Genomic DNA, 24210 nt, shown 5'->3' on the forward strand with positions numbered 1-24210 from the left:
GGAGTAATAATTATGGGATTAAAAGCAGGAATTGTTGGACTTCCAAATGTTGGAAAAAGCACACTATTTAGTGCACTTACAAAACATCAAGTTGAGGCTTCAAATTATGCCTTTACAACTATAGATCCAAATATAAGCAGTGTTGCACTTAAAGATCAAAGACTAGTTGAACTAGCAAAAATTGTTAATCCTGCAAAAATAGTTCCTGCAACTTTTGACTTTGTTGACATTGCTGGACTAGTTAAGGGAGCTTCTAAAGGTGAAGGGCTAGGTAACAAGTTTCTCTCAAATATAAGAGAAGTAGATGCAATTATTCATGTAGTAAGATGTTTCGAAAACAAAGACATTATGCATGTAGCTAACGAAGTTAATCCAGTTAATGACAAAAATGTTATTAATTATGAACTTATGTTAGCTGATATTGAAACTGTTACAAATATAATCAATAGAATTAGCAAGAAAGCTAAAGCAGGTGACAAATTAGCACTTTTAGAATACAATTTGGCTCAAAAAATTAAGCAAACGTTAGAAAACGAAATGCCAGTAAGATCATTATTACAATCACTTTCTGAAGAAGAAACAAAACTTATTAAAACATATCATTTATTAACTGCTAAGCCAATTATTTATGTAGCTAATTTATCAACTGAACAAATAAGTAATTATGCTAATGACAAATTATTTAATGAGCTTAAAAACTCATTAGCTCATGATGAAAAAATTATCCCTATATCTGTGCAATTAGAATCAGAACTAGCACAAGTTGATGAAGCTGAGGCAAATGAGTGACTTAGTTCATACAATATAAGTCTTAGCGGACTAGATATCTTAACTAAAGAATCATTTGACTTATTAAAATTAAAAACTTATTTTACATCTGGACCAATGGAAGTTAAAGCCTGAACATTTAAAGACGGCATGCTAGCACCACAATGTGCAGGCCTTATTCATAGTGATTTTGAGAAAAAATTCATTAAAGCTGACATTATTAGTTACGAAAATTATATACAATATAATGGTGAGCAAGGTGCCCGTAATGCCGGCAAAATTAGAAGCGAAGGCAAAAACTACATTATGCAAGATGGAGATATTTGCCACTTTAAATTTGGTAAGTAAAATCTTACTTATGGGAGTTTAGTATAATGGTAGTACTGCAGTCTCCAAAACTGCTTGCAAGGGTTCGATTCCTTTAACTCCCGCCATATGTTATTAATACCAATAAGCCTATAAAACAGGCTTTTTTATTTATCTAGAAGTATTTTTTCACAGTCTAATCAGAAAATAAAATACGATATAATCTTTACATGACAAATTCTGAAAAATTAAAAAATCTTGAAAAAACAAAGAAGTTTTCTATAGCTTACTTAGCTTTAGTTTTATCTATGATAGTTATTGCTATAATAACATCTATTGTTGCATATGTTGTTGTTAAAAGTGAAGTTCCAAAATACATTTATAATATTGATCCAAAAACCTTTAACCCAGAAAATTACCTAAAACATTCAGCTAGCACATGGCCTATATGAGCTTTTCTAATTATTTACCTATTAGTATTTCCTACATACATCGCTGCATTTATAATACTTATTTTTGCCGCAATAATTGCTCATAATCAAAAATATTTAGTTTTATTTATACTAGGTGTTACTATTCCGCTTATTGGAATAGTTGGCACAATTTTATACTTAGTTGAATATAAAAAACTACTAAATAATGAATTAGCAAAAACACCACAAATGCCAAGTGAGGAAGTTAAAATGTAAAATGTCTTGTGGCATTTTTTATTCTTTTATCACTATAAAACAGCGTTATATGTAAACTTAGCAACTTAAAAAATACAAAAAACAGCAGTTAAAATTCTGCCGTTTTTAATTATCATTATAAATACTCTTTGTTAAAAATTCCAATATAAGGCAGGTTTCTCATTTCTTCTTGATAGTCTAAACCAAATCCTACCAAAAATTCATCAGGAGCATGGAAGCCAAACATATCAGCATTTAGTGCAACTTTTCTGCGATATGGCTTATCTAATAAAGTTAAAATTCTTATTGATTTAGGATTTCTTGTTTCTAAAATTTCTTTAACTTTATTTAAGGTTATGCCTGAATCAATAACATCTTCAACAATTAAAACATCCTTGCCAGAAATTTCTTCGGCCATGTCCATGATTATCTTAACACTTCCAAGCGATTTAGAACCACCAGCATAGCTTGAAGCTATCATAAAATCAAGTTTATGATCAATAGTTACATCTTTAATTAATTGGGCTAAAAAAGGAACGCAGCCTTTTAGTAAGCCAACTATTATTAATCCATCAGTATTTGCGTAAGTTTTGTTAACTCATGATGCTAATTCTGATATTCTTTTCTCTAATTCCTCTTTAGAATAAATAACTTTAAGAATTCTTTTGTCAATATTATTTTGCATAGCTAATATCTAGAACTTTAATGTTGTATTTTTGAGGAACTTCAACTTCAACAACATCACCAATTCCATTAGCTTCCATAATTGCTTGCGCAACAGGTGATTCGTTACTAATTTTATTTTCAATAGGATTGCTATCGTGTGGCCCCATTATTGTGACAACTAATTCTTTATTTGTTTTCATATTTAGATATCTAACAGTTGCACCAATTCCAGCTTTATTTTGAACAGCACTTTTTGTATCAATTATTTCAGCATTTTCTAAAATACGTTCTAGTTCTAAAATTCTTCTTTCAACTTCACTTTGACGATCACGAGCTGCATCATATTCAGCATTTTCTGACAAGTCACCTTGAGCTCTAGCTTCTTTTAAAGAAGCTTGCACTGCTGGACGCTCAACAGTTACTAACTCTGTATATTCATTTTTATATTTGTTGTATGTCTCTTCTGATAAATAAATTTTTTCATTTCCAAGTAATGCCATTAAGTATTCCGCCTTATGTTTTTACAATTTAATTTTAAATTATATATCAAAAAGCCAATGTTTAAAATTCATAATTTTAAATTAGTATTTTAATTTGTTTATACAGCTGTACAAGCCAAAAATAATAAAAAATGCACCTTATTTAAGCTATATAAGCTATTTTTTAAATGCTGACATCAATTAATTGTTTACATATTTGGCTATAAAACAGGCAAATATGGTAATTACTGATCAATAAAGATTACGATTTATAATCAAACTAAAATGGTATTATTGAATAATTAATTTGAATTATTTTTATGTAATTAGGAACAGTAAAATTTAAGTATGCGATAGCTTTTTAACCCTATGCAATCATTAAAAATTTACATCGTTTTGCAAGAAAACTCAAATAAAATTTTTTGGAGGCAAATTGCAAAAAACTAGGTTTCAAAATTTTTTGCCTAGTTTTTTATTTGCCTTTAAAGGCAAGATAAGGGAGTGTCACAAAGTCCTTACCGGACGACACTTTTATGCTTTCTTTATTTTTTAGAAAAATAAAGATATTAATAGAATTTTTTGTCACAAATGCACCTAATAGTTTTCTTAGTGTCAAAAAATAATAAATTTGCACCAGCTTATTTGTATTAAAATATAAGATATTTTAATAAAATTAGATTAACTTATACTTTACTGTGTAAAGTATAGCAAAATAATTTGTGTATTTATCTAAATATCTAATATTTAGATAGAGAGAATTTATTAATATGTCAATTATTTGAAACATTAAAAAATAATGTTTTTCCCAAAACTTGATAGAAAGTGCTTGAAATTTATATAAAAAATTAAGTCTTAAGTTGATATTTTTTAGTTAAAAAAACAGCAATTTTTTTAGTTTGCTAGTGGAAAATTTTCGCATTTTTTGAATTTTAATAAAAAAGTGTGGCTTGATTTTTTGCAATATTTTTGTAAATTACTCTTAGTTTTATAAGCTCAAAACAGTATAAACTTTGATCTTTTTTAATGTGTTTTTTGAATGAATTGTAGACAAAATGCTCAGTATATGAACTATCATTTTCATTATTTTTAAAGACAGTTAGGGAGTTATTTTTGATGAATTTATAAAAATTTTGTACTTTTTGATGAATAACTTTCGGCATATTTATAATGCTAGAATAAGCAAAAAATTCATTATAAAGTGTATGAAACATTAATTCATTTTTAGTAAAAACTGCATCAGAAAAAGCATTTTTTCATGGCGTATTTAAGCAATAATTTATATTGTTTTTAAAGTATGTTTTATTCTCTTTAGAAGCAAATTTATTTGTGCCAAATGTGTCATTAATTGCTTTTTTGATATGAAAAAGATCTAAGGAATATGAAGCATTTAATTCATTTGCTAAATGCTTTATTCATCTAGCACCATCGCCATTTACAATAATTTCTCTGTTGTTATTAAACTTATTTAATTGTTTACTTACTGTAGTTTTGATAAACTGCATATCATTAAATTTTGTAGTAGCTTCATCAATATTTTTAGTAAAAAACATATTGATTATGTTTGATAATTTGCTTCCATTAACAGTGTGCATTATTACCTGTCTTACTCTCATTTTTCTAATTCTTTCGCTTTTATGAAAGATATAAAAGTCATCCATTTCCAACATTAATTTGCTATTAGTTTTTTGTAAATTAGATTCAATATTAGCTAATATTTCATCATTCTTTTTCTCTATTTTTTCTTTAAGATTAAATGCTTTAAGATAATAATTTATTAGTTGCTTACTAGGAAAAATTCTTTTTAAACTATCAGGAATTTTGTTTCCTTCAAAATAAAATTTAAGTGCTAATTTAATAACATCTTCATCATATTTAAACTTAGATATTTGCTTTAATTTTTCATCGTGATAATATGTAAAACGCTTGCGCTTTCCATTAGCATCAGTAGTTTGATACATTGTAATATTAAGAGTAAAAATACCACCTAAGGTAATTCAGACTCTACTAGTTTTTCTAAAAATTGCTCAGTCAGGATAAAGACTTTTTCTTAGTACTGTTCTAAAGTAAAGTTCTTTATCATTTAACTCTTTAGCTTTAGCTGCATATAGACTTTTAGTAGTGTTTAAGACTTCATCAAAAATATCAATATCGAATTTGTTCATAATATCTAAATTATATGCCTAGCTACTTTTGAAATTAAAACCTGCAAAATAAAAAAGGCCTTTAAATGCCTTTAAAATCGTTATTATTGCTTAAGATGATAAATTATTCATCTTTATTAAAAGTAAGCCTTATTAGGGCTTATTTTGCTTAAATTTAGGGTATTCTAAAATTTATAAAGTAAAACCACGCTTTTCCTTTTGGGATTCATAGATAATATTTTTATATTTGCGTTCTAAACTATTAAAGAATAGATCGTTCATATTATTCGTTATTTCATCGGATAGTTGTTTGCTATAGTATTCACAATATTTTTTAATAATTGCTTCATAGACTTTTTTGTTTTTTAACGCTTCATCATTATTTTTTCATAGTGTTTCAGTTTCACTAAAACCTGCAACTTCGAAATAACCTATCCTATTTATATTCTCATATATTTTTTGCATTACTTTATCATAAATAGCAGCCGAAGTTTGAACATTATTTCATTCGCTATCTTCAACATATAAACTTTCAAAAAGTTTTCTATCCATTACATTTATAACAGAACAGTCGACAGCTATTTCTTTATCATCACCGTATAGATCAGTTTTTAATATTAAGTTACCTTTATCATCTTCAGTAGCTTTTCTATTTTTATCACTTACAGACTTTGCAGATAGATAATAGACTTTATTATCAGAGTAGAAAATTAAGTAAGGCCTGTTTACACCGTGGCTTATAATATCATCTCCGAACTTGCTTTTAGCAATAGGGAGTTTGTTTTCTTTATTTCTCTGCTTATAAACTTTACCAATTAATAATCTGCTCATATTAAAAATTATAAAAAAACAGACTTAAACAAAGCCTGTTTTATACTCTTTTTTTTACTATCTACGACCTTGTTACCAAGATACCATAGAGGGACGGCAAAAGTAATTACAACGCCCTATTCCTTAAGGTAATTTAATTATATATTATTATTTTAAAAAGTTCATAAATTTTTTACTTAATTTTATTCTTAACTTTTCTAATGTATATAAAACCAATTAATGTACCAATACCAGTAGCGCCTAAAAGTGCTAAAGGAATAAATTAATAGTATTTGCTTTTGAGTTAATTTCTTGCTATTACTATTATCATTAATATTTAATGGCTTATCTAAATCTTAAACAGGATCTAGTAATTTATTTAAATTAGATACTGTAGCTAAAGCACTTCTTCTAGATACTTTAGGTATAGATCTTATTGTTAAAACAGATTCAATTGCTTCATTGCTTTTTGTAGCTAGTTTTTTAACAACAGCATTTAATTCATTTAGATCAATATCATAATGCTTTTTGTACTCTATAAAGTATTTTTCTTTTAATTGAATGATGATAGCATTAACTATTTTATCCCTTAATTCACTCATTATATGTTCGGCAAATTCTAGTTTTTCTAGTTTTAAAAATGATAAGTCATAGATAGTATTTGTGCTTTCATTTTCATTTGTATTATTGGCATTATTACTATTATTGCTTGATGAATTATCATTTGATGGTTCATCATTAGGAGTGTTTTCATCATTGTTATTAGGATCATTAGAATTATTGCTTGGATCAATAAAGCCATTATTGCCCGATCTATTTCATTCAAAAGGGCTAATATATGGGCCTAGTTCATCGTTTATAACCTTATCAGCACTATTAGTAATTTTTACAAAAGTAGAGTTTTTGATTCTAATGTTATTACCTGTAATTTCAGCATTTGCACTAATACCTTTACCTAAGGCTAAAGCCCTTATAGTAACTTCATAATTTTTAATTAATAAGTCTTTTCCTACTTCTAAGTTTTTATTTTTAAACTGCTTATTAATTTCATCAATAATCTTAGTTTTTAATGATGAAAGCTTGCTTTCATTTAAATTAATATCATTAAGCTTAATTTTCGATAAGTCAATATCTTCATCTAAAGCTTGCGCTACAACATTAACTACTTCAACTCTTGCATAACCAAATTTTTTGCCTAAAGCTTGTAGGTTAGCAAATGAAATATTAACATTTTTAAAGTCACTTACATTAGTTTGCGGATATATTTTTTCTCTTGCAACTTGATCTAAATTCTTAATTTCATAGTCACTGCCTAGTTTTAAATTAGGAGTCTGTTCTTGAATTAATTTCTTAATTCATTCTTTAGCTTCTTCAAATGTGCTAGTGCCTTTTAAGTTTATTCTTTTAAATACTATGCCATTAAAAATACTTCTTTTATCCTTAGCAATATCGCTTTCATCATCACTAATACCATTATTACCAGATGAATTGTCAGCAGGCCATTTTTCACTAAATGGATCAGCATAAGGATTCTTATTAGGATCTATACCACTATTTGAACCGTTATTACTGCTTCTATCTCCACTATTTGAGCCATTATTTCCATCTCTATTGCCGCTAGCAGAGTTATTGTTTCTACCATCGCTATTTGTAGGAGTATTTGAATTTCCAGGGATATTTATATTATTTCCATTATTACCATTTGAATTGCTAGAATTATTGCTGTTACCATTATTTGAACCATTATTTCCATCTCTATTATTTAAATCATCATCTCTAGGGCTTACTCTTTCTCAATCACTACCATTAGATGGACTATAAGGCTTTCTATTATTTGAATCATCATCACTAATAGACTTAGCAAAATCTAACAAAATAGAGAAATTTGACTTAGGCAATAAGTTATATTTTTTATTATTATTTAGATCAATAAATGAAACATTAACTACTAACAATTTAAGTCGTTCATTTAAGTCATAATTAATATTTAGTAACTGTAAATGCTTTTCAGATAAAGATAAAAACACATCATTTTTAGGTAAGAATTGCAAAATTCTTTTAAATGAGCTATAGCTATTTTTAGCCGCTAAATTTAAGAATAATTGAGAGTTAAGACTAAGGTAAATATTTTCTTTAGTTTCTTTTTTATTAGATGGATCTTTGCCATCGCCACTACCAGGCTTAGAGCCATCGCTAGCACTATTACCACTATTTGAACTGCCATTAGCAGAGTTATCAATTTCAATATGTACAGCATAACCATCTTGACTTAGCCTATATCTAGTATTTGTAGTTTTAAGCTTAAAGAATACTTTTAAATAGTTTTCTCCGCCAACTTCAACTTTACTTAATTCTACTTTATCACTATGATCGAATTTATCTAGATATTGTTTAAATTTATCTACAGATGCAATATCAGAAATCTTTTTTGTTTTGGTATTTTTTTAAACTTAGGAGTTATAGCAATAGGGCTATTAACTTCAAAGCCAGTTCATAAGTCATTAATATATTGCTTATAATACTCCATTGCATCTTCATAATTGAGCAACTTTATTTGTTCATGTTTTAATTCTTTAGTAGCTTCTAAGTATTCAAAAAATCTTTTACCTTGTTTAGTTTCTCATAAAGGCTTTAATGAATCAAAATTAGGTAAGTTATCTAAAAATTGGCTATAAGGGCTACTATCTTTATTAATTAATACAAATTTATAATTTGATATTGAATTCTTAGCATTTGACGTAAAAAGTCAAATACCTTCTTCAGAAAAGTAATTATCAGATGCTGTTTCATTTGCAAGTGTTAGGAAACGTTTAGTAGAACTTTTAGATATTTTATAAAGCCCACGGCTAGTTAATTTAAATAATGTAGCATTTTCATTTTTTCCAATTAACTGTTTTAATGCCCCTTTACCATCTAGTACAACTGCTTCAGCAATTACTCCAGCGTCTAAATCTTTTTCATTACTGTGCGGAGTAAATAGAGTCTTAGTTTTATATGGAGCTTTAGTTAGCTTATAGTAGTTTTTTTTAGAATCAACATCATCAGCAAAATCACTATTAGGCACATAATGGCCATCTTTTTCAGGATATCTATTAGTATCAATATTAGCAAATAAGCCTAAATTTGACTTAGTACTACCACGCTTAAAATCAAATCATACTAATTGTTTTTTAGTACCAGTTTTTTTATCAATTAATGGATCATATTTAGCATTAGGTATTGGCTTACCATCTTTATCTTTTTTAACTTCCCCTTTTTCATCAGTTAAAAACCCTTCTATTAACTCTTTTTGATGCCTATTTTTCTCAGGATCTCAAGCGAATCATTTATAGTCCATTTGAGCACTTCTACTATCAATTACAATTATTTTTGTATATTTATACTCAACTGTTTTGTGTGCTTTATCTTTATACTTAGTTATCTCAATTTTATATTCATTTTTAGCATGCGAATTAGAATCATTCTTAGCATTTTTATCACTTTGATCTTTAATATCAGCATTAAAAACTTTTTCTTTATCATCAGCATCTTTTCTATTGTCAGTTAAGTCTTCTTCGAATCTATAGTTAATAACGTCAATTTTTTTACCATTTATTGTAATTACTTCAGTTTCATCACTAGTAGCTGTAAAGTTAACTTTTAATGGCGTATGTGCAATTCATCTTCCGCCATATCTTTCAGCGCCTGTATTATTAATTTGTTTTTTATCACTAGGATCTTTTTCTAACTTATCATCAACTAATTTAGTAGTGCCATTTTGAAAGTCAACTCATTTTCCTAATTTAATTACTAGTCTTTGTTCTAAGTTTTTTCTAGCAATTCTACCTTTATATTCAGCAGATGGAGTAATATTAACTTTTACATTTTTGGCAACAAATTCTTTAAATGTGCCATCTTCATTTTTTAAATAAATATCAATTGTATTAGGGCTAGTAACTTCAAATTCAGCCCTTAATTTTGAACTGTTACTATTTTGCTTATTAAACTCTTGCAACTTTTCATCTAACTTTTCAATGTTAGTTTTATCGCCATTTTGCTTAGATTCATCAGTGCCTAATTGTCCGCCAGTGTCAGTTTCAATATTGAAACTGTAAGCTTCTAACTTACTTTTAAGATTATTAAAGTCAGTTTTATATTTTGAAAAAGGATGTTCTATATCTCTAGGTCTAGATAATTCAACAGTTATTTTATAGCTAGTTACTTTATCTCAGTCTAATTTACCTTCATTACTGTATTTAATATTATCATTTGATTCTTCTTCATCTTCGTCATCGGGGTTAAAAGATCCGTTTAGATAACTAACTTTTCTAGCATTTAAGTTTTTAGCTTCTAGTGACATTGTAATTTTTGATATTGTAGCATTTGATGAATTTCTTTCTTTATTTTTATAATAGTTAAAAGTTTCAATAAAGTCTTTTTTATAGCCATATTGGTCATTTTTTTCTCATCATATCGAATCAATTAATTTATCTAAACTATTAAATTCTCTAGTAATTTTAAAGCCTTTTACATTGGTAATAACCTTAGTATTAATAGCACCATTTATGTTTCTTTCATCTCTAGAATCATAGATATCTTCTATTTTATTTTCTTCATCCATAATTTGTCATTTGCCAATTTCAGATGAATCATTTTTATTAAGCACTTCACTTCATTTTTTAGGCTCTCAAATTCTCATTCTAAAAGATTCTCTTGTATAAGATGGACCAGTTTTATTAGGATCGGAGAAAATATTCTCAAAACTAAATGTTGACTTATCATATTCAACTGTTACGGGATATTTACTATTTGGAAAGTCAAAATACCTAGTACTTGCACTGCTTGAATTAGCATGGAAAAAAGCACTAGTATTTAGTGCTACTAAAGGTAATGAAAAAGTAGTAGATAGTATTATTCTTAGTTTCTTTTTATTCATACTTACTCTTTCCTATTGTCATTAATTAAAGCTTCGAATTCATCATACTTTTGGCTTATAATTTGCGAATCTAATTCGCCATTATGCATTCTATAGCGTTCAAATTTCTTTTCACTATCTTTAATTGTCTTTACTTTTTCATTGATCTTGTTCATTGTTTCATCATGCTTAATATCTAATATTTGTCTCATTTTTTCAAAATACTGTGCTTCTTCTAATAACTCCATACTTAAATTAGCTAAAACTTTTTTATCTAACTTGCTATTAGCATTAATTAAGATATCTAGCTTTTTATTAATAAGCATTAACTCAGCCCTATTTTTTAATAACTCTCTAGTTATATTTGCTTGAAAAGGGGCTAATGATGAATAAAACACCTTTCTCATTGCATAGTAAATATCATCTAATGCATCTTTAAAAACAATCTCTTTTTCCTTGTTATATAAATACTCTTTAAACACTCCAGCAATTGCTTCCGACGTGCTTTTATTATCTATTTCAATTACTTTTCTAAACTTTTCAAACCTTGCTATATCTTCTTTTTCATATAGCCTAAAAGTTATTCTTAATGGTTCATTTTTCTTAGTCATTATTTACTCTTTTTTGTTTAAAAAAATAAAAGCAAAATGGCCTTATTGACCTATTATGCCTTTATCAAAAAACAATTGTTTTTCATACTCGTTGTAGTAGATACTACCTTTTATTTTTGAATACATATGTAAGCTAAAAATTAAGTTTCCGACGTCACTATCAGCTAAAAAGCGTTGATGAGTATTATTAAGCCCACCAGTAGATTTGAACATATCCATTACAGCTTCTAAGTCTTTTTGCTTAAGGCCAAAGAACTTAGCATATTGACAGTTTTGCAATATAGCTTCAGCTTTTTTAGTTATATTGCTTGAACCTAAAAAGTCGGATGGATTCTGTGTACAAAGTATCATACCTGCATTAAACTTTCTAACAGTTTTTGTCATTGTATAAACAAAGTCTAATGTAGCAGTATTGCTTGGATCAATATACATGTGCAATTCATCAATAACCAATACTGTTTTTGCATTCTTATCTTCTATTGCATTATTAAATATTTTGTTTTGAATAAAGCTTAAGAGAACAAATAAGCCTACTTGTCCACTATCTTTAGAAGTATTAAATAATTTTTGTGTATTGAAAATGATAAAGTCATTAGAAAGATCAATGTTAGTTTTCCCGTTGTAAATATATTCATATTTACCATTATTTTCATAGTCAAATGAAAGCCTATCGATAATGTTAGCTAAAACAATTTTCTTTCTCTGTTTTTCAAATTCATCTTTTCATTTGTACTCTTTTAAATGATTAATTAAGTCACTCATTATTGGATAATTAAAGTCTCTTAACTCATTAATGTTTTTTAGGTTATAAAGCCTTATATTTTCATAAAGGCTTCTTACCATTGACATTAAAAATACAATGTAGTCTTGATTCCAGTCAGTATTAATTAACTTAAAGTATGTTTCTAACCATTCTAGGTGCTTATTAATTATTAACTTAGTGCTAATTTCTTCATCATCATTAAAAAGCTGTATTTGCACATGCAATGGATTAATTATTGTTTTATGCCCTAGGCCTAAATCAATTAAAGTAGCGCCAAAATGATTGACTAACTTAGAATACTCATTTTGCGGATCAATGATATATACCTTATTATTGTGTGCTAAATGGCCTAAAATGGCCTTTTTAACATCAGTCGACTTACCTTTACCCGATGAGCCGACAGTAAACATATTGTAATTAACCCTTCTTGCACTCTTTTTATAGAATTGATCAAAAATTATAGGTTCTCCAGTCGATGCAGTGCTACCTAGGATAAATGCATTATTATCATTATTAGTTTCATTCTCAAATGCCCAGCCATGGCTAATGTTATAACTACTCATTGGTATTGCTTCGTGTAAGTTATCACTAGTAATTAAGCACGCTTGCGCTAAGGCTTCAAATTGTTTAAAAGGTACAGTATTAATGTTTAACTTAGCCCTTTTGGCAGTAGTTAAAACTTTACTTTCGGCTTTTCTTAATTCTTTTAAACTGTTAGCTTCATTAATGATCATTAATGAACTATTCATTAATAAGTTTTTATTCTCTTGTAATTGACTTTGTAAATATTCTAAGGCTTCAATTTGTAAACTAGATGATGCCCTAAAGTAATTTGACTTAATTAAAGTTTTATTATCACTCATCCTTTTGCCAGACTTATCCAATAAAGATGCTTGCGACGCTTCATTGAATATGCCCATATTTCAGACAATAGTAACGTCATTGTCAAATAAGCTTATAGCCCAGCCTTCGCTTAAATTAAGCGGTAATTCGCTTATTGTATGTATTGAGTAGTATTTGCCATCTTTAATAAAGTAATTGCGCTTAAACACTGTATCAGATGAAAGCAATTCATCTAATGTTTTAGGCTTATTAGTTTTGACTTCTTTATTTATAATAGGCTTCTTTTTAAAATTACTTTTTAAAAACTTGAAAAACTCTTTAACTTTTTCCTTAAAAGTTAATGTTTCAAAAATATGATCATCTTTAGCATTAAATGAATCTCGTTGATTATTATTCATTTGATACTCTAAATATCTAATTGCTTCTTCTTCATCTAAGGACTTTAAGCTTACAGATGCTAAAAACTTTAGCAATTCTAAGCCTTCTATTAATTCACTTTCAATATCCATTGCGTTAAAGTTAGCAATAGTATTAAGCACCATTTTTTTAAGTTCTAAAAGATCCTTAGCATATAGTGCTATATAGTATGTATCTACTAATAATTCAGTATCTAGTAACTCTAAGTCATTATTTACATATTCATAATATGCTTTATAGTTTTTTATTATACTTTTTGCACTTTTATTAGCAGTTAGTGTAGCTAATTTTCTTTTTTATTTTTCTTTAAGCATTCAAAATTTTGCCTGTAGTCAGCTAATTCTTTTTTTCTTATAAAAGTTAAATAATAGTCGCTTGTATCTAATAGTTCAGTAAACTTACTTAAAAATACTTCTCTATCTTCAGAATCTTCATTTCACGGGCTTTTGCCTTGGAAACGTAAAATAGCAATATATTTTGATCCAGCTTTTAATTGTTTAGTTTTTATAAACTTATTTTCAATAATAGCTTTATAGGGAACTAATAATTTAGGGCTATATTGATTCTTATTGTATTTTTTGACACTAAAAAGATATTTAATCATTCTAAAAAATAGAATGTATAGTCTACAGTCATATTTACTTAACTTAATTAAAACTGTTGAAAATGCTAGTATTAGTAATATAGAAAGAATTAAACTTCATTTCTTAGGATAACTAGGGGAAATACTGTATAACCTATTGTTACACTAAGAATAATTACAATGCACACTACCAGAAAGTCTAGTCAGCTAAACGACTTTCAAAAGTAGTTTTGAGTCTTTTTTAAGTTTTTGGGCTGTAGCATTATTTACCCTTCTTTCTTTTACTTTTCTCTTTAATATCATTTAGTTTAAGAGTCTCTAATTCATCATTAATACGTTTTACTTCTTTAGCATTTTTTTTCAACTAGATTCTTAATTTCTTTATTATCTTTACTTTTATTTGCTTTCTCTTTATCAGTGTTTGAATTAGATGAATTACTATTTTTTGATTCTTCTATTTCTTTATTACTGCTATTACTATTAGTATTAGAATTTACTGTTTCAGCTTGTTTTTGGCTTGCAGTTTCATTCGCTTTATCCTGCTTATCAATATCACTTCATTTTTTATTATCAGTAATTTTGCTTAGTTTATATGCACCTGCATTATCATCTACATTTGATGAACTGTTTCTAGTAAATAAATTTCTATTTTGTGCGCTTGTATAGAATTTTTTCCTGTCTTCTTGCATTGCGCTTAGTGCAGTAGTTCTTCTAATTGCTTTTTCTTTAGTTTTTTTAGTTTTATCTAATTGTGCTTCTTGTTTATTAAGCTTGTTATCTAACTTAACATTAGTTTTATCTAACTTATTCTTTGTTTTGTCAAATACTTTATTAAGTTTATTTTCTTCTTTAGTATTCTTAGCTTTAAGTAGTTTTTCTTGTGTTTTTAAAAGCTTATTTTCTAGCTTGTTATTAGTTTTATCTAACTTATTCTTGTTTTTACTAATTGACTTAGTAAGTCTTTTCTCTTCTTTATCTTTTCTTCTTGCTACTCTAGATGCCACATTAGCTTTATGTTGTAATAAGCCACCAGATGATTTAATATCTTTATTGCTTAATTCTTTTAAGTAGCTTTTATCAGTTTGTAAGTTAGCATTATTTACTGCATTATTAGATACATTTGCATTAGTTACTAATGAATTATCACTAGCATTTAAGCCTGTAGGTATTGCATTATTTAATGCAGGGCTAGGAGAAATTGAATTAAAGTTAGGAGAATCATTAGCAACATTAGATAATGCAACAGGACCATCTAATTGCGACTTAAGTCTTAAGTCAGCTTGTTTTTGATCTCTTAATTTTAATTTATTAACCTTCTCAGCTTGTTTTTGTGCTTTTAGGGCTTCTAAAGCTTCGTTTCTTTGTTTTAATGTAGTTCTACCAGCTTTAAAGTTTTTGTTAATATTTCTCTTTTCGCTTATGTTTTCTAAGAATGATCTTCCTGCATGAGTTTTATTCATAATACCCTTAGCAGGGCTAGCAGCGCCGCCTAGTAGTTTTTTACCGAATTTACCAGCTATCATTCCACCAGCTAATAATAAGCCAGCACCAGCAGCGATAGTGCCTTTAGTTTCAGCCATAGTTTCTCTTACACTAGCACTTTCACCAGCAAAAGCCGCTATAACACTAGTTAAACTCATAACGCTAATTACACCACCTATAATTAAGGCGATATTCATTAAGAATCTCTCTAGGAAATTAATATCTAATGTATTACTCCACTGTGTAGTTTTAGTAATTCATACTGTCAGCATTTGCAATCCAATTAACATGCCTATAATTGCAAATGACTTAGTAGAGTACATTTCAATAAATTGTTTCATTCTTTTGCCATCATCCGAAACAGATGCAGCGACAATGAAAGGGCTAATTACAAATAAAAAGAACTGTTGAAATATTTTTTGAATTACTGTTATTATGCCTAATACCATAGGTACTAATGAACCTATAGATAATATAGTCCCCCATAAACCACGACTGTGCATTTGCACCACTAGGTAATTTACTATATGTAGAATAAGTCACCCAGTAGGATCCATATTCAGAATCAGGCTTTGACCAAGTAGCGAAAGAAACTCCTTTATCAGCCCACGCTTTATCATAAAGCGAGTCAAATATACTCTGTCCTAAACTAACATTTCCGCCTAAAACTAAGTCAACTAGTATGCTAATTAGTATAGAAAATACATATAAGGCAATTGGTATACCAATTAAAAACAATGTGCCTAGTAGGCTATTTTTCATAGCAATTGAAATAGGCGAAGGTTGATCCGACTTTTGAAATTGCACTTTAACAGCACTAAGTGCAAAAAGAATTGCAAAAACAAAAAATGATATTATTGCCATTCTTAAAAATAGTATTGGTAATTGTGCATTAGCAAATGATTCACCAGGGCTAATGCCAAAAAGTAAATAAGATGGTAAGGCAAAAGTAATCATCTTATATATTCTTACAACAGAATCAAGCAATCACAGCGGAAGTCTAACAGTAACATTAAACAAACCAAGCCATATAGCATAGCCTAACCTTGCAAACATTTTTATTATCCTTTCACTATAATAATTTTTAAAGTTTTATTATGAATTAAATAAAGGGCTAGCTAACTTTTCATACACCCTGTAATATACCCGTTATTACTCCACTTATTGCTCAGGCAATAACAATGAAAATAATAAAACCAGCTAGTCATTTAATTTTCTTTAATTCATTTGCTCTCTGTTCATCAGAATCAGCTTTTGAAGCTTTAAATCAGGCTGTAGCCCCAACAATTAAAATTGCTATTACTAAGATACCTGCTAAAGCACCTAGTGTAATATTTATATATTTTTGTACTGTAGCCGCTAGATCACCTAAATTAGTTTGTAATGTGCTAGTATCAAAAGGCTTAGTTCCACCCATAATATTTATCTCCTTAAAAGTTTTAAATTATTGATATTAATGCACCAATAAATGATGCAATAGTAATTGCACTTAATAAGCCAGTGCTTATTGTTATGCCTAGGCATATTTTTCAACTATGCCCATATAACTCCCTAGCCCTATTTCTAACTACCTTATCTTTTTTAAAGCAGTTTTTAAACTCAATTAATATTAGAGTTATGCTTAGGGAAAATGCTATTAAGCTAAATAGCATAAAAATGAAAATTGGAAAAATTGCTTGAATAGTTTTTCTCCTTTTCTTTTATTAAAAGAAACTAAAAAAGCCAACAATAAAATTTACTGTTGGTATTTACTTATTACTTTAAGAGTTATTCAGATATAAGATCTAAGATAATTTGCTTTACTAAAGGATCATTATCATCAATTACTTCTTCTAATGAATTATCAACATTTTCATTTAAAGACTTAATCAACTCTTTTTTATGATTCTTTTTCTCTAGATTCATCTTCTTTAAATTCTCAACCAAAATTATTTTGATAGTGCTTAATTATTTCTTTTGCTTTTTTTAAAGCTTCTTCTTTGCTTAAAATTCTAGGCTTATCTACTTTATCAGCTACTCTTATATTTTCTCAAATAAAGTCATAGTAAGGCTTTAATTCTTCTTTCTCGAATGCTTCCTTAGTGCCCCTGCTTAATGCAACATACATTGGCTGTATAAACAAATGATACTCATAATATGCCCATCTATAAGCGTCTCTAAAGTCAGTTTTGACTTCTTTATTTAGATCAGTAGGGAATAAGTATAAATTATTAGATTCATCATCAGTAAAGCCGACTAATTGTCCTAATTTCATATATTCTAATACTGTGTCATGAAAGTTATCTAACTTTTCAATTAAGCCTAATTTCTTAAAGTTATCAGTTAGCGACTTTTCTTTATCCCACTCTTGCTTTTGAATTAAAGCTTTTTGCAACTCTAAATAAGTTATTAGCATTCTCCATAATGGATATTGCATTGTATAACGTTTTTAAGTCAAATTATTAACATTAGAATATCAATTTCTAAGAAATACTTTTCGGGATCTAGTTTTTTACCATATAAAAACTCATTATGTAAGAATAATTCATTAGGCTTATTATTTTTATGGCTATAGAAATTACTATTATTGATCATCCTATTATAAATTCATAATTTCGATGGCCGCTGTTTTAATTCATGCGTTCTTAAGTCAGAATAATCATTTTCAGGCGGTATCTCTTTATAGTACTCATCTATTTTAAAAGAACCAGGCTCAAAGTCAGGAACTTTTTCGGTTTTTAATTCACCCCATTCTTTTGAATCTTTACCATGAAATTCAGCTAATCTTGCTAATGTATAATTTCTAACATTATCAAAGTCAACATATTCTTTATCTGTATCATTAAGAGCAATATTTAGCTTAGAATCAGCCATAATTTCATAAACTTTATCAACTAAAGAAATATACTCATCTTTACTAATTCTTTCCGGAGAATTGCTTTTTTCTCGATAAATAAAGCCATTTTTAAAGTGTTCTAAGTTTCTAACATAATAAGAAACTTCAGCTATTGACAGAAAGCCATTATCATCAGCATATAAGTTTTTAACTTTTCTATACTCTTCTGCATCAGGAATTAATTTCTTAAAGCCTTCTGCATTATTATTAAGTACTAAATTTGCATAAATTGCATCTTTAATATCTAGTGTATCTTCTCTATTAATTGTATAAGCCTTGCCATTATATGTAAATTCGGTAGGTACAATATCCTGTTCTCTTTCATTAAATGAATCATTATGATTAGGATCTTTTTTAGGCGGCGTTGTATGAGATGGGCCACCCCTAATAATCTCACTAACATTAAGTCCAAAAAATTTACAGCTTACAGTAGCTAAAGGCATTAGTGTTACTAAACCTAGTGCACCTATTATCATTCTCTTTTTCATTTTTCTATCTCACTATCAAAATTAGTTAGATATATTATACAATAATATTTTATCTATGATAAAATATTGACCGTTAACTCTTATTTTTAAAGTAAATACCATTGCTTTTACTTCTTAATTTGTTTTATTTTTACTTTAATAACCATCCTTTCATAATGTTATTTTGCAAATAAGTATTATGGAAAAGATGAACTTTTTAGGGAAAAATTACCCATTTTTACTCCTTACATAACTAACTAATGCTTTTTCTTTTTTGTCTTTTTCTTCTAGTTTTTCTTCTAATTGTTTTTCTAATTTAAAGTCGTATATAAACTCTTCTTTATCATATGAACTTAAGCAGTTTTCTAAGTCTTGGTCAGAAACTCAGTTGTCAAATTCTTTATTTATGTGGCTAATTGATTCTGCCCTTTCATATACATTGATTCTTACTCATTCAACATCCTTAGGCATTAATAATAAGTCGTTTGCTAGATAAAGATTTGCTTCTATGCCGTTAGTTTTTAAGTCATTGTCTATTTGTTCCCATAAGTCAGCACGTAAATGAATATCTTCATCAGTTCAAAATTTATTTCATAGTTCAGAATCTTCTTCGTATGCTTCGCCATTAGCTAAGTCTTCGCTTAATTTGTAATATCCAGCTAACTTATCTAAGTCTTCTTCTTGATAAATTGATTCATAGATCTTTTTATTAATATCATCTGTTATGTAAGTCATATTCTCTGTAGTTTTTTTAACTAATTCTATATAAGCTAATTTGTCTAATTCATCTTCGTAACTATTAGCCATATATTCAAAATGATTTTCAACCATTTCATCAGTTATATCCATTGGCGCATATTGTGTTAAATATGCTATATCTTTAAAATTAAAATTTTTTTCATTATTTACCCCTTTTTTAATCTTCGATAAGCGATTCAGCCGTTGGTATATCTACTTCTTTATATTTGCTAGCATTAGAATAAGCTTGTGCAACAATTGCTCTTTTTTCATCTAATTCATCTTCAAAAGCAGTTTTGATAATTTTTACTCTATCAGCGACAATGCTTAAGAAATAAACTTTCTCATTGTCTTTAGAATATGAACCAGATTCTAAGTGTCCTATTATTTCAATAAGGTCATCTTTTTTAACTTTTTTTAAAATAAACTGCGCATTAGCATTTCATAGTGCTATATCAAAGTAATTGTGTTTATTACCGCTTGTGTTATGTAGCTTTAATTTAAGTAGTTTTCCATCGGTATCTTTATTACTTTTAAATTCTTTTACATAATATTCATCATTAACTACATTTCCACTTATTACTATTGTGTTATTATCTTCTCTTCTCATATTCATTGTCTTCTTCCTTCTTTATTTCATCACTAGGATGAATTTATTTTTCTTCTATTGCATCTTTTAGCGATGCTCTTAATTCTTCTATCCACTTTTCTTTACTATAACCTTTAGGAATAAAGAAAGTTTCTTTATTAGTTTCTATTCATTTATCAACTTCTAATAATGAATCCTTTTGGCCTATTGGCCCTGCCGCTTCTTTTTCTTTAAGATATATAAAGAAATGTAAAGCTTCTTGTATAAGATAAATTCATTCATCATAACTAAGCATATATTTCATCATTTAAAATATCATCATTACTACTAAACTTATCAATAAGCTTGTAGCCTATAGTTAGTATTTCATCTAACAATTTATATTTATCTTTATTGCTTAAACTTTTAATTACAGTTAGAACTTGGATATTTTCATATCTTGGATATGCTTGTTTATAAAACTCATTTTCAAACTCTAATGTGTTTATAAACATTTCGCAGGCTTTTATAACTTGATATTCTTTTAAAATATCTTTTCTATCATTGCTATTATGATTAGCTAATTGATGGGCATATTCGTGCAATATTAAATAGTTATCTCAATTTTTATATTTGTTATTAATGAATATGTATTTGTTTAAATTATCAATAGCTAATTTTGCCCCTTGCATTTCTATATCATCAATTCATTTGATGCTATAGTCTTTAAAAAGAGTAAATACAGCTTCTTTAAAAGAGTTTTCTTCTCATTTCTTAGCTTTATAGTCTTTATAGTTAGTTTGCGAAATATCGTAAACTTTCATTGCGCTAAAAGTTATTTCATTTGTAGCTTTATTATTTATTGGAGTAAAAAGGTACAGGGGCTTTTCTTCTTTATTAGCATAAATATTTAACTCGTGTCATTGACTAAGTGTTTTGATTATGCTAAAAGTAGGCTTATTAGTTTCTTTATTGTCACTAAGTGTATTTTTTTTAAAAATACAAATACCTAAGATTAATTAATGATAATTGCGGGCTTATTTTGCCGGCAAAAGCTAAGAAATTTTTTAGTTTTGCATCTTTAGAAAATAACTCTTTTATATCTTTAATGCTGTTCTCTAAAATGTAATTTATATTAGTAGTTTTAACTTGATTATTCATTTGGAACTAGAAACTTATTTTTATTATTAATTTCTAAAATATGCGAATATTTTTTCTTACAGCAATTAAGAGAACCAATAAAAGGCTTGGAAACTAAAAATAGCAATATTTTGTCATATAAAGCAATTACACTGTTTTTAAATGTAGCAAAGCCAAATGCATAAGGCTTTTTAGTTAATTCTATTTTGTCTTTTAATATTTTTAATTCTTTTTGAATTTGTCTTAATTGACTTCTTATTTCATTAGTTTCTAATTGCATTTCTTCTTACTCTTTCTTATTCTCATCATTGAATTTATTAATAATTTGCTTTAGGATATCAGCAATTAATTTTGTAGGTATTGAACTACGCTTATCATAATTGCCTAACTTGTAATGATTCTTGTTATAGCCATCTTTAAGTACTTGCTTTTTTAAATTTAAAGAGTAATTGCTCATAAAGCACGTTGGCTTTTGGCTAAAGTTAAGGTCATAGTTGTAATAGTAGGTTATGTTTTTAAAGCCTTCAAAGCTTCAATGGAACTTTAGAAATTCTCATATTTTGCTATTTCGTGGATTCTCAATTACATAAGCTAAAGGCTTAAATACTTCGATAATATGCACTAGTCCGGATGCACAGCCTTCACCAATTAGTCTGTTTCTTTCTTTATTAATAAAGTCTCTAGTTTTATTAGGGGCAGTTACTGTAAGTGCTCTGTTTCTATATCACTCTCTACTTCTTACTACTCATTTATCACTATCATAAGTTTGACTCCTACGACACGAACAGTCGGCCATACTAAAGCTTTCACAGGGCGGACTAGCTAGGATAATATCAGGCTTAGGCAATTGGCTTAATTCTTTAATAAGTTGTATATTTGCTAAGGATAAGTTTATTTTTTTATACTCTCAGCTTATGTTTTCTTTTTTGTTTTAATAGTTTCGCTTAAGTCATTTATACCTATGCTGTATGCCTTAACTAAGTCATAGTTAGCAAAAAGAGTGCTATATTCTAAAATGCTTTTTGCATATGAACAATTGCCATCATCAAATAAAAGCCATAAAACTAATTTATTCATCACTATGCCTTTTATCTACCTTAAACTTTCATTATTACTATTAAAACAGCTATAACTTTTTATTTCTTCAAAGTTTATTAAAGCCAATTTATCTTTAATATCTATGCTATCTTCATCTTGTTTTTGTCCTTCAGCTTCTTCAATAGGAGTATTAGGCTTATAAAGATCTATTTGTTTCATTTCCTTAAGATCTCAGTCAGTTTTTAACTCACCATCATAAATATCAATGTAGTCATGAATATAAGAATCTTTTTTCAAATAGCTATAAGCAGGCTTAAGTTTAAGAGCAATAGGCCTACTACCACCGGATGAAATAATAGTCATATCAGGATCTTTATACTTTAACTCAGCCACAGTCATTACATTTTCTTTACTTTCAGACGTAGAAACAGTTTGCCTATTACTGTCACTCTGTTTTGAAATGCTTTCTTTTTTAACAGCTTTTTCGCCTAATGTATTTGATAACGACTTAAGAGTTTCATCACTATTAGTTTCTAATAGTATTACTAGCCGTGCTTGTGCTTTAATTGCATCACCATCTTTACCTTTTTCGCTATATTTTTTTAATTGTTCATATGATTGCAAAACTAATAGGAAAAGAATATTTCTACTTCTACTAATTGACATTCAGTCAGCTATTTCAGGAATTCTTAAAGAGTTAAACTCTTCTAAATAGAATTGCAACATTCGCGGTAATTTTTGGCTTACTAATGAATTAGCATAATCAATAGAGTCTCGATAAATTTGTGTAACTAACATGCTAAGTAAGAAATTAAATACTTGTTTATGATCAGGGAAACAAAGGAAAACAGCATAAGGCTTATCATTTCTTACAATATCTTTAATGTTAATAGTAGTTTTGCTAGTTAGCTTAGATAAAGTCGGATTTTGACTAAATGCAATTAATACATTACTTGCATTAGCTAACACACCAGAAAGCGTTTCATTAACTATGTTTACTAATTGATCTTGTTCTTTACTTAAATTGATTCAGTGCTTATTTTTTTCTTTATTTTTATTAGTTATCTCAATTCATTTGCCATCTTTAAATACTGCCACTGATGTATAAGCTGCGACATTTCTAAAGGTAAAGTGTTCAATTGTAAAATTAGGATCTTCTAAGCTATAAAGGAGTAGAAACTTTATAACCACATTAATTGTTGCTTTAGCTTGATTAACTCAAATTGTGTCTTTTTCTAAAGGCCAAGGCAGTGCATCAGTAATTTCAATAATTTTTTCAAATGCCTTATTGTAATTTTCATCACTTAAGTCTTCTTTTTTAATTGAATGTAATTCATCTCATATTTGCTGTAAAGGATTTCAGTTTAAAGAATTTTTAGGATCTATAAAGTCAAATACTTTTATGTCATATCCTTTTTGCTTTAAGATATTGCCTGTTCTAGCTAATGTTTGCTTTTTAGGATCGGAAATTATCATATTAGGGCGTTCTTTATAGTTTAAATTGGCATTATAGTGTATTGATGGAATAACAATTTTTTCAGTTTTTTTACTACCGGCTATACCTAGTACTATCCCATGTGCATCAGTATTATTGACAATATAAGGATTGTTTCATATAGGCTTATCGACTTTTCCTAAAATAAAATTTGCCTTGCCACTTTTAAACTTTTTGCGGAGTAATTTACTACTTCCTTCATCAGTAAATTGATTATAAGTTCAGTTATCTTCGTTATTTGAATTATTTCTATTCTTAATTTTATAAATTACTCATCTTATTCATATTCGATAGCTTAAAGCAATGAATCAAAATAACATACCAGCAAACATAATTAAGAATGAATAGTTTCTATAGTTAGTACTTATTTTTTAAAAAAGCCATATATCATTTATAAAACTGCGTTGTCCTTTTACTCAGCTTTCGAAAATACTTACACTTTTTGCTTGCATTAAAAG

General features: G+C 27.8%; 23 protein-coding genes, 1 tRNA gene and 1 pseudogene. 3 read left to right on the plus strand and 22 right to left on the minus strand.

Annotated elements, in window-relative coordinates:
* Positions 1 to 12 precede the first annotated feature (12 nt).
* The 3 genes from ychF to MAG_RS02000 all read left to right on the plus strand — a co-directional run bounded on the left by ychF (position 13) and on the right by MAG_RS02000 (position 1763).
* The gene (ychF, locus tag MAG_RS01990) at positions 13 to 1116 is read left to right on the plus strand and encodes a redox-regulated ATPase YchF (RefSeq protein WP_011949555.1); all 1104 of its coding nucleotides are present in this window, start codon (positions 13 to 15) and stop codon (positions 1114 to 1116) included.
* Positions 1117 to 1128: 12 nt separating this feature from the next.
* Positions 1129 to 1202, plus strand: a tRNA-Trp gene (locus MAG_RS01995).
* A 102-nt stretch (positions 1203 to 1304) separates the two neighbouring features.
* Entirely contained in the window at positions 1305 to 1763 is a 459-nt protein-coding gene (locus tag MAG_RS02000) for a hypothetical protein (RefSeq protein WP_011949556.1), read from the plus strand.
* A 115-nt stretch (positions 1764 to 1878) separates the two neighbouring features.
* Here MAG_RS02000 and hpt read toward each other — a convergent pair whose 3' ends face one another.
* The 22 genes and pseudogenes from hpt to MAG_RS02085 form a co-directional block, all read right to left on the minus strand.
* The gene (gene hpt / locus MAG_RS02005) at positions 1879 to 2427 is read right to left on the minus strand and encodes a hypoxanthine phosphoribosyltransferase (protein ID WP_011949557.1); all 549 of its coding nucleotides are present in this window, start codon (positions 2425 to 2427) and stop codon (positions 1879 to 1881) included.
* Complete coding sequence (greA, locus tag MAG_RS02010) at positions 2417 to 2908, minus strand: transcription elongation factor GreA (RefSeq protein ID WP_004023819.1); 492 nt, start codon at positions 2906 to 2908, stop codon at positions 2417 to 2419. The genes hpt and greA overlap by 11 nt, the downstream gene beginning before the upstream one ends.
* Before the next feature lie 908 nt (positions 2909 to 3816).
* On the minus strand, positions 3817 to 5049 hold the full coding sequence (locus tag MAG_RS02015) for an Mbov_0401 family ICE element transposase-like protein (RefSeq protein ID WP_011949558.1): 1233 nt from the start codon (positions 5047 to 5049) through the stop codon (positions 3817 to 3819).
* Positions 5050 to 5220: 171 nt separating this feature from the next.
* Positions 5221 to 5859 carry an Mbov_0400 family ICE element protein gene (locus MAG_RS02020; RefSeq protein ID WP_011949559.1) on the minus strand — a complete coding sequence of 213 codons (639 nt, stop codon included), beginning with the start codon at positions 5857 to 5859 and terminating at the stop codon, positions 5221 to 5223.
* 335 nt (positions 5860 to 6194) lie between these two features.
* Positions 6195 to 7865 carry a hypothetical protein gene (locus MAG_RS04325; RefSeq protein ID WP_232955056.1) on the minus strand — a complete coding sequence of 557 codons (1671 nt, stop codon included), beginning with the start codon at positions 7863 to 7865 and terminating at the stop codon, positions 6195 to 6197.
* A 374-nt stretch (positions 7866 to 8239) separates the two neighbouring features.
* Positions 8240 to 10753: an Mbov_0399 family ICE element protein gene (locus MAG_RS04330; RefSeq protein WP_011949561.1), complete on the minus strand. Its 2514-nt coding sequence runs from the start codon at positions 10751 to 10753 to the stop codon at positions 8240 to 8242.
* A 2-nt stretch (positions 10754 to 10755) separates the two neighbouring features.
* Positions 10756 to 11343, minus strand: a complete 588-nt coding sequence (locus MAG_RS02030; protein WP_011949562.1) for an Mbov_0398 family ICE element protein — start codon at positions 11341 to 11343, stop codon at positions 10756 to 10758.
* Positions 11344 to 11385: 42 nt separating this feature from the next.
* Positions 11386 to 13653, minus strand: a complete 2268-nt coding sequence (locus MAG_RS02035; RefSeq protein ID WP_408634298.1) for an Mbov_0397 family ICE element conjugal transfer ATPase — start codon at positions 13651 to 13653, stop codon at positions 11386 to 11388.
* A complete protein-coding gene (locus MAG_RS04335; RefSeq protein WP_011949564.1) occupies positions 13650 to 13970 on the minus strand; it encodes a hypothetical protein in 321 nt (106 codons plus the stop codon). The genes MAG_RS02035 and MAG_RS04335 overlap by 4 nt, the downstream gene beginning before the upstream one ends.
* 326 nt (positions 13971 to 14296) lie before the next feature.
* Positions 14297 to 16487, minus strand: a pseudogene (locus MAG_RS02040) (Mbov_0396 family ICE element transmembrane protein).
* Between the two features lie 58 nt (positions 16488 to 16545).
* A complete protein-coding gene (locus tag MAG_RS02045; protein WP_101456827.1) occupies positions 16546 to 16848 on the minus strand; it encodes an Mbov_0395 family pilin-like conjugal transfer protein in 303 nt (100 codons plus the stop codon).
* A 350-nt stretch (positions 16849 to 17198) separates the two neighbouring features.
* Positions 17199 to 17336: a hypothetical protein gene (locus MAG_RS04115; protein ID WP_172632550.1), complete on the minus strand. Its 138-nt coding sequence runs from the start codon at positions 17334 to 17336 to the stop codon at positions 17199 to 17201.
* Positions 17311 to 17826 carry an MAG3960 family lipoprotein gene (locus MAG_RS04345; protein ID WP_232955060.1) on the minus strand — a complete coding sequence of 172 codons (516 nt, stop codon included), beginning with the start codon at positions 17824 to 17826 and terminating at the stop codon, positions 17311 to 17313. The genes MAG_RS04115 and MAG_RS04345 overlap by 26 nt, the downstream gene beginning before the upstream one ends.
* The gene (locus MAG_RS02050; protein WP_011949569.1) at positions 17820 to 18794 is read right to left on the minus strand and encodes an MAG3960 family lipoprotein; all 975 of its coding nucleotides are present in this window, start codon (positions 18792 to 18794) and stop codon (positions 17820 to 17822) included. Before MAG_RS02050 ends, MAG_RS04345 begins: the two co-directional genes overlap by 7 nt.
* A 207-nt stretch (positions 18795 to 19001) precedes the next feature.
* The gene (locus tag MAG_RS02055; RefSeq protein WP_408634299.1) at positions 19002 to 19724 is read right to left on the minus strand and encodes an Mbov_0392 family ICE element protein; all 723 of its coding nucleotides are present in this window, start codon (positions 19722 to 19724) and stop codon (positions 19002 to 19004) included.
* Positions 19690 to 20127, minus strand: coding sequence for a single-stranded DNA-binding protein (locus tag MAG_RS02060; protein WP_011949571.1), 438 nt, complete (start codon positions 20125 to 20127; stop codon positions 19690 to 19692). The genes MAG_RS02055 and MAG_RS02060 overlap by 35 nt, the downstream gene beginning before the upstream one ends.
* Before the next feature lie 37 nt (positions 20128 to 20164).
* Positions 20165 to 20407 (minus strand): hypothetical protein, encoded by a 243-nt coding sequence (locus MAG_RS02065; protein ID WP_011949572.1) that lies wholly within the window; start codon positions 20405 to 20407, stop codon positions 20165 to 20167.
* Positions 20388 to 21098 (minus strand): Mbov_0389 family ICE element HExxH motif-containing protein, encoded by a 711-nt coding sequence (locus MAG_RS04350; RefSeq protein WP_408634300.1) that lies wholly within the window; start codon positions 21096 to 21098, stop codon positions 20388 to 20390. The genes MAG_RS02065 and MAG_RS04350 overlap by 20 nt, the downstream gene beginning before the upstream one ends.
* Positions 21099 to 21232: 134 nt before the next feature.
* Complete coding sequence (locus tag MAG_RS02075) at positions 21233 to 21499, minus strand: hypothetical protein (RefSeq protein WP_011949574.1); 267 nt, start codon at positions 21497 to 21499, stop codon at positions 21233 to 21235.
* A gap of 6 nt (positions 21500 to 21505) precedes the next feature.
* Positions 21506 to 22015, minus strand: coding sequence for a cytosine methyltransferase (locus MAG_RS04355; RefSeq protein ID WP_232955062.1), 510 nt, complete (start codon positions 22013 to 22015; stop codon positions 21506 to 21508).
* A gap of 116 nt (positions 22016 to 22131) precedes the next feature.
* The gene (locus tag MAG_RS04360; RefSeq protein ID WP_232955064.1) at positions 22132 to 22296 is read right to left on the minus strand and encodes a hypothetical protein; all 165 of its coding nucleotides are present in this window, start codon (positions 22294 to 22296) and stop codon (positions 22132 to 22134) included.
* A 15-nt stretch (positions 22297 to 22311) separates the two neighbouring features.
* A complete protein-coding gene (locus MAG_RS02085) occupies positions 22312 to 24084 on the minus strand; it encodes a type IV secretory system conjugative DNA transfer family protein (RefSeq protein ID WP_011949576.1) in 1773 nt (590 codons plus the stop codon).
* Positions 24085 to 24210: the final 126 nt, after the last annotated feature.

The organism is Mycoplasmopsis agalactiae PG2 (genome assembly GCF_000063605.1).
Classification (GTDB): Bacteria; Bacillota_I; Bacilli_A; order Mycoplasmatales; family Metamycoplasmataceae; genus Mycoplasmopsis; species Mycoplasmopsis agalactiae.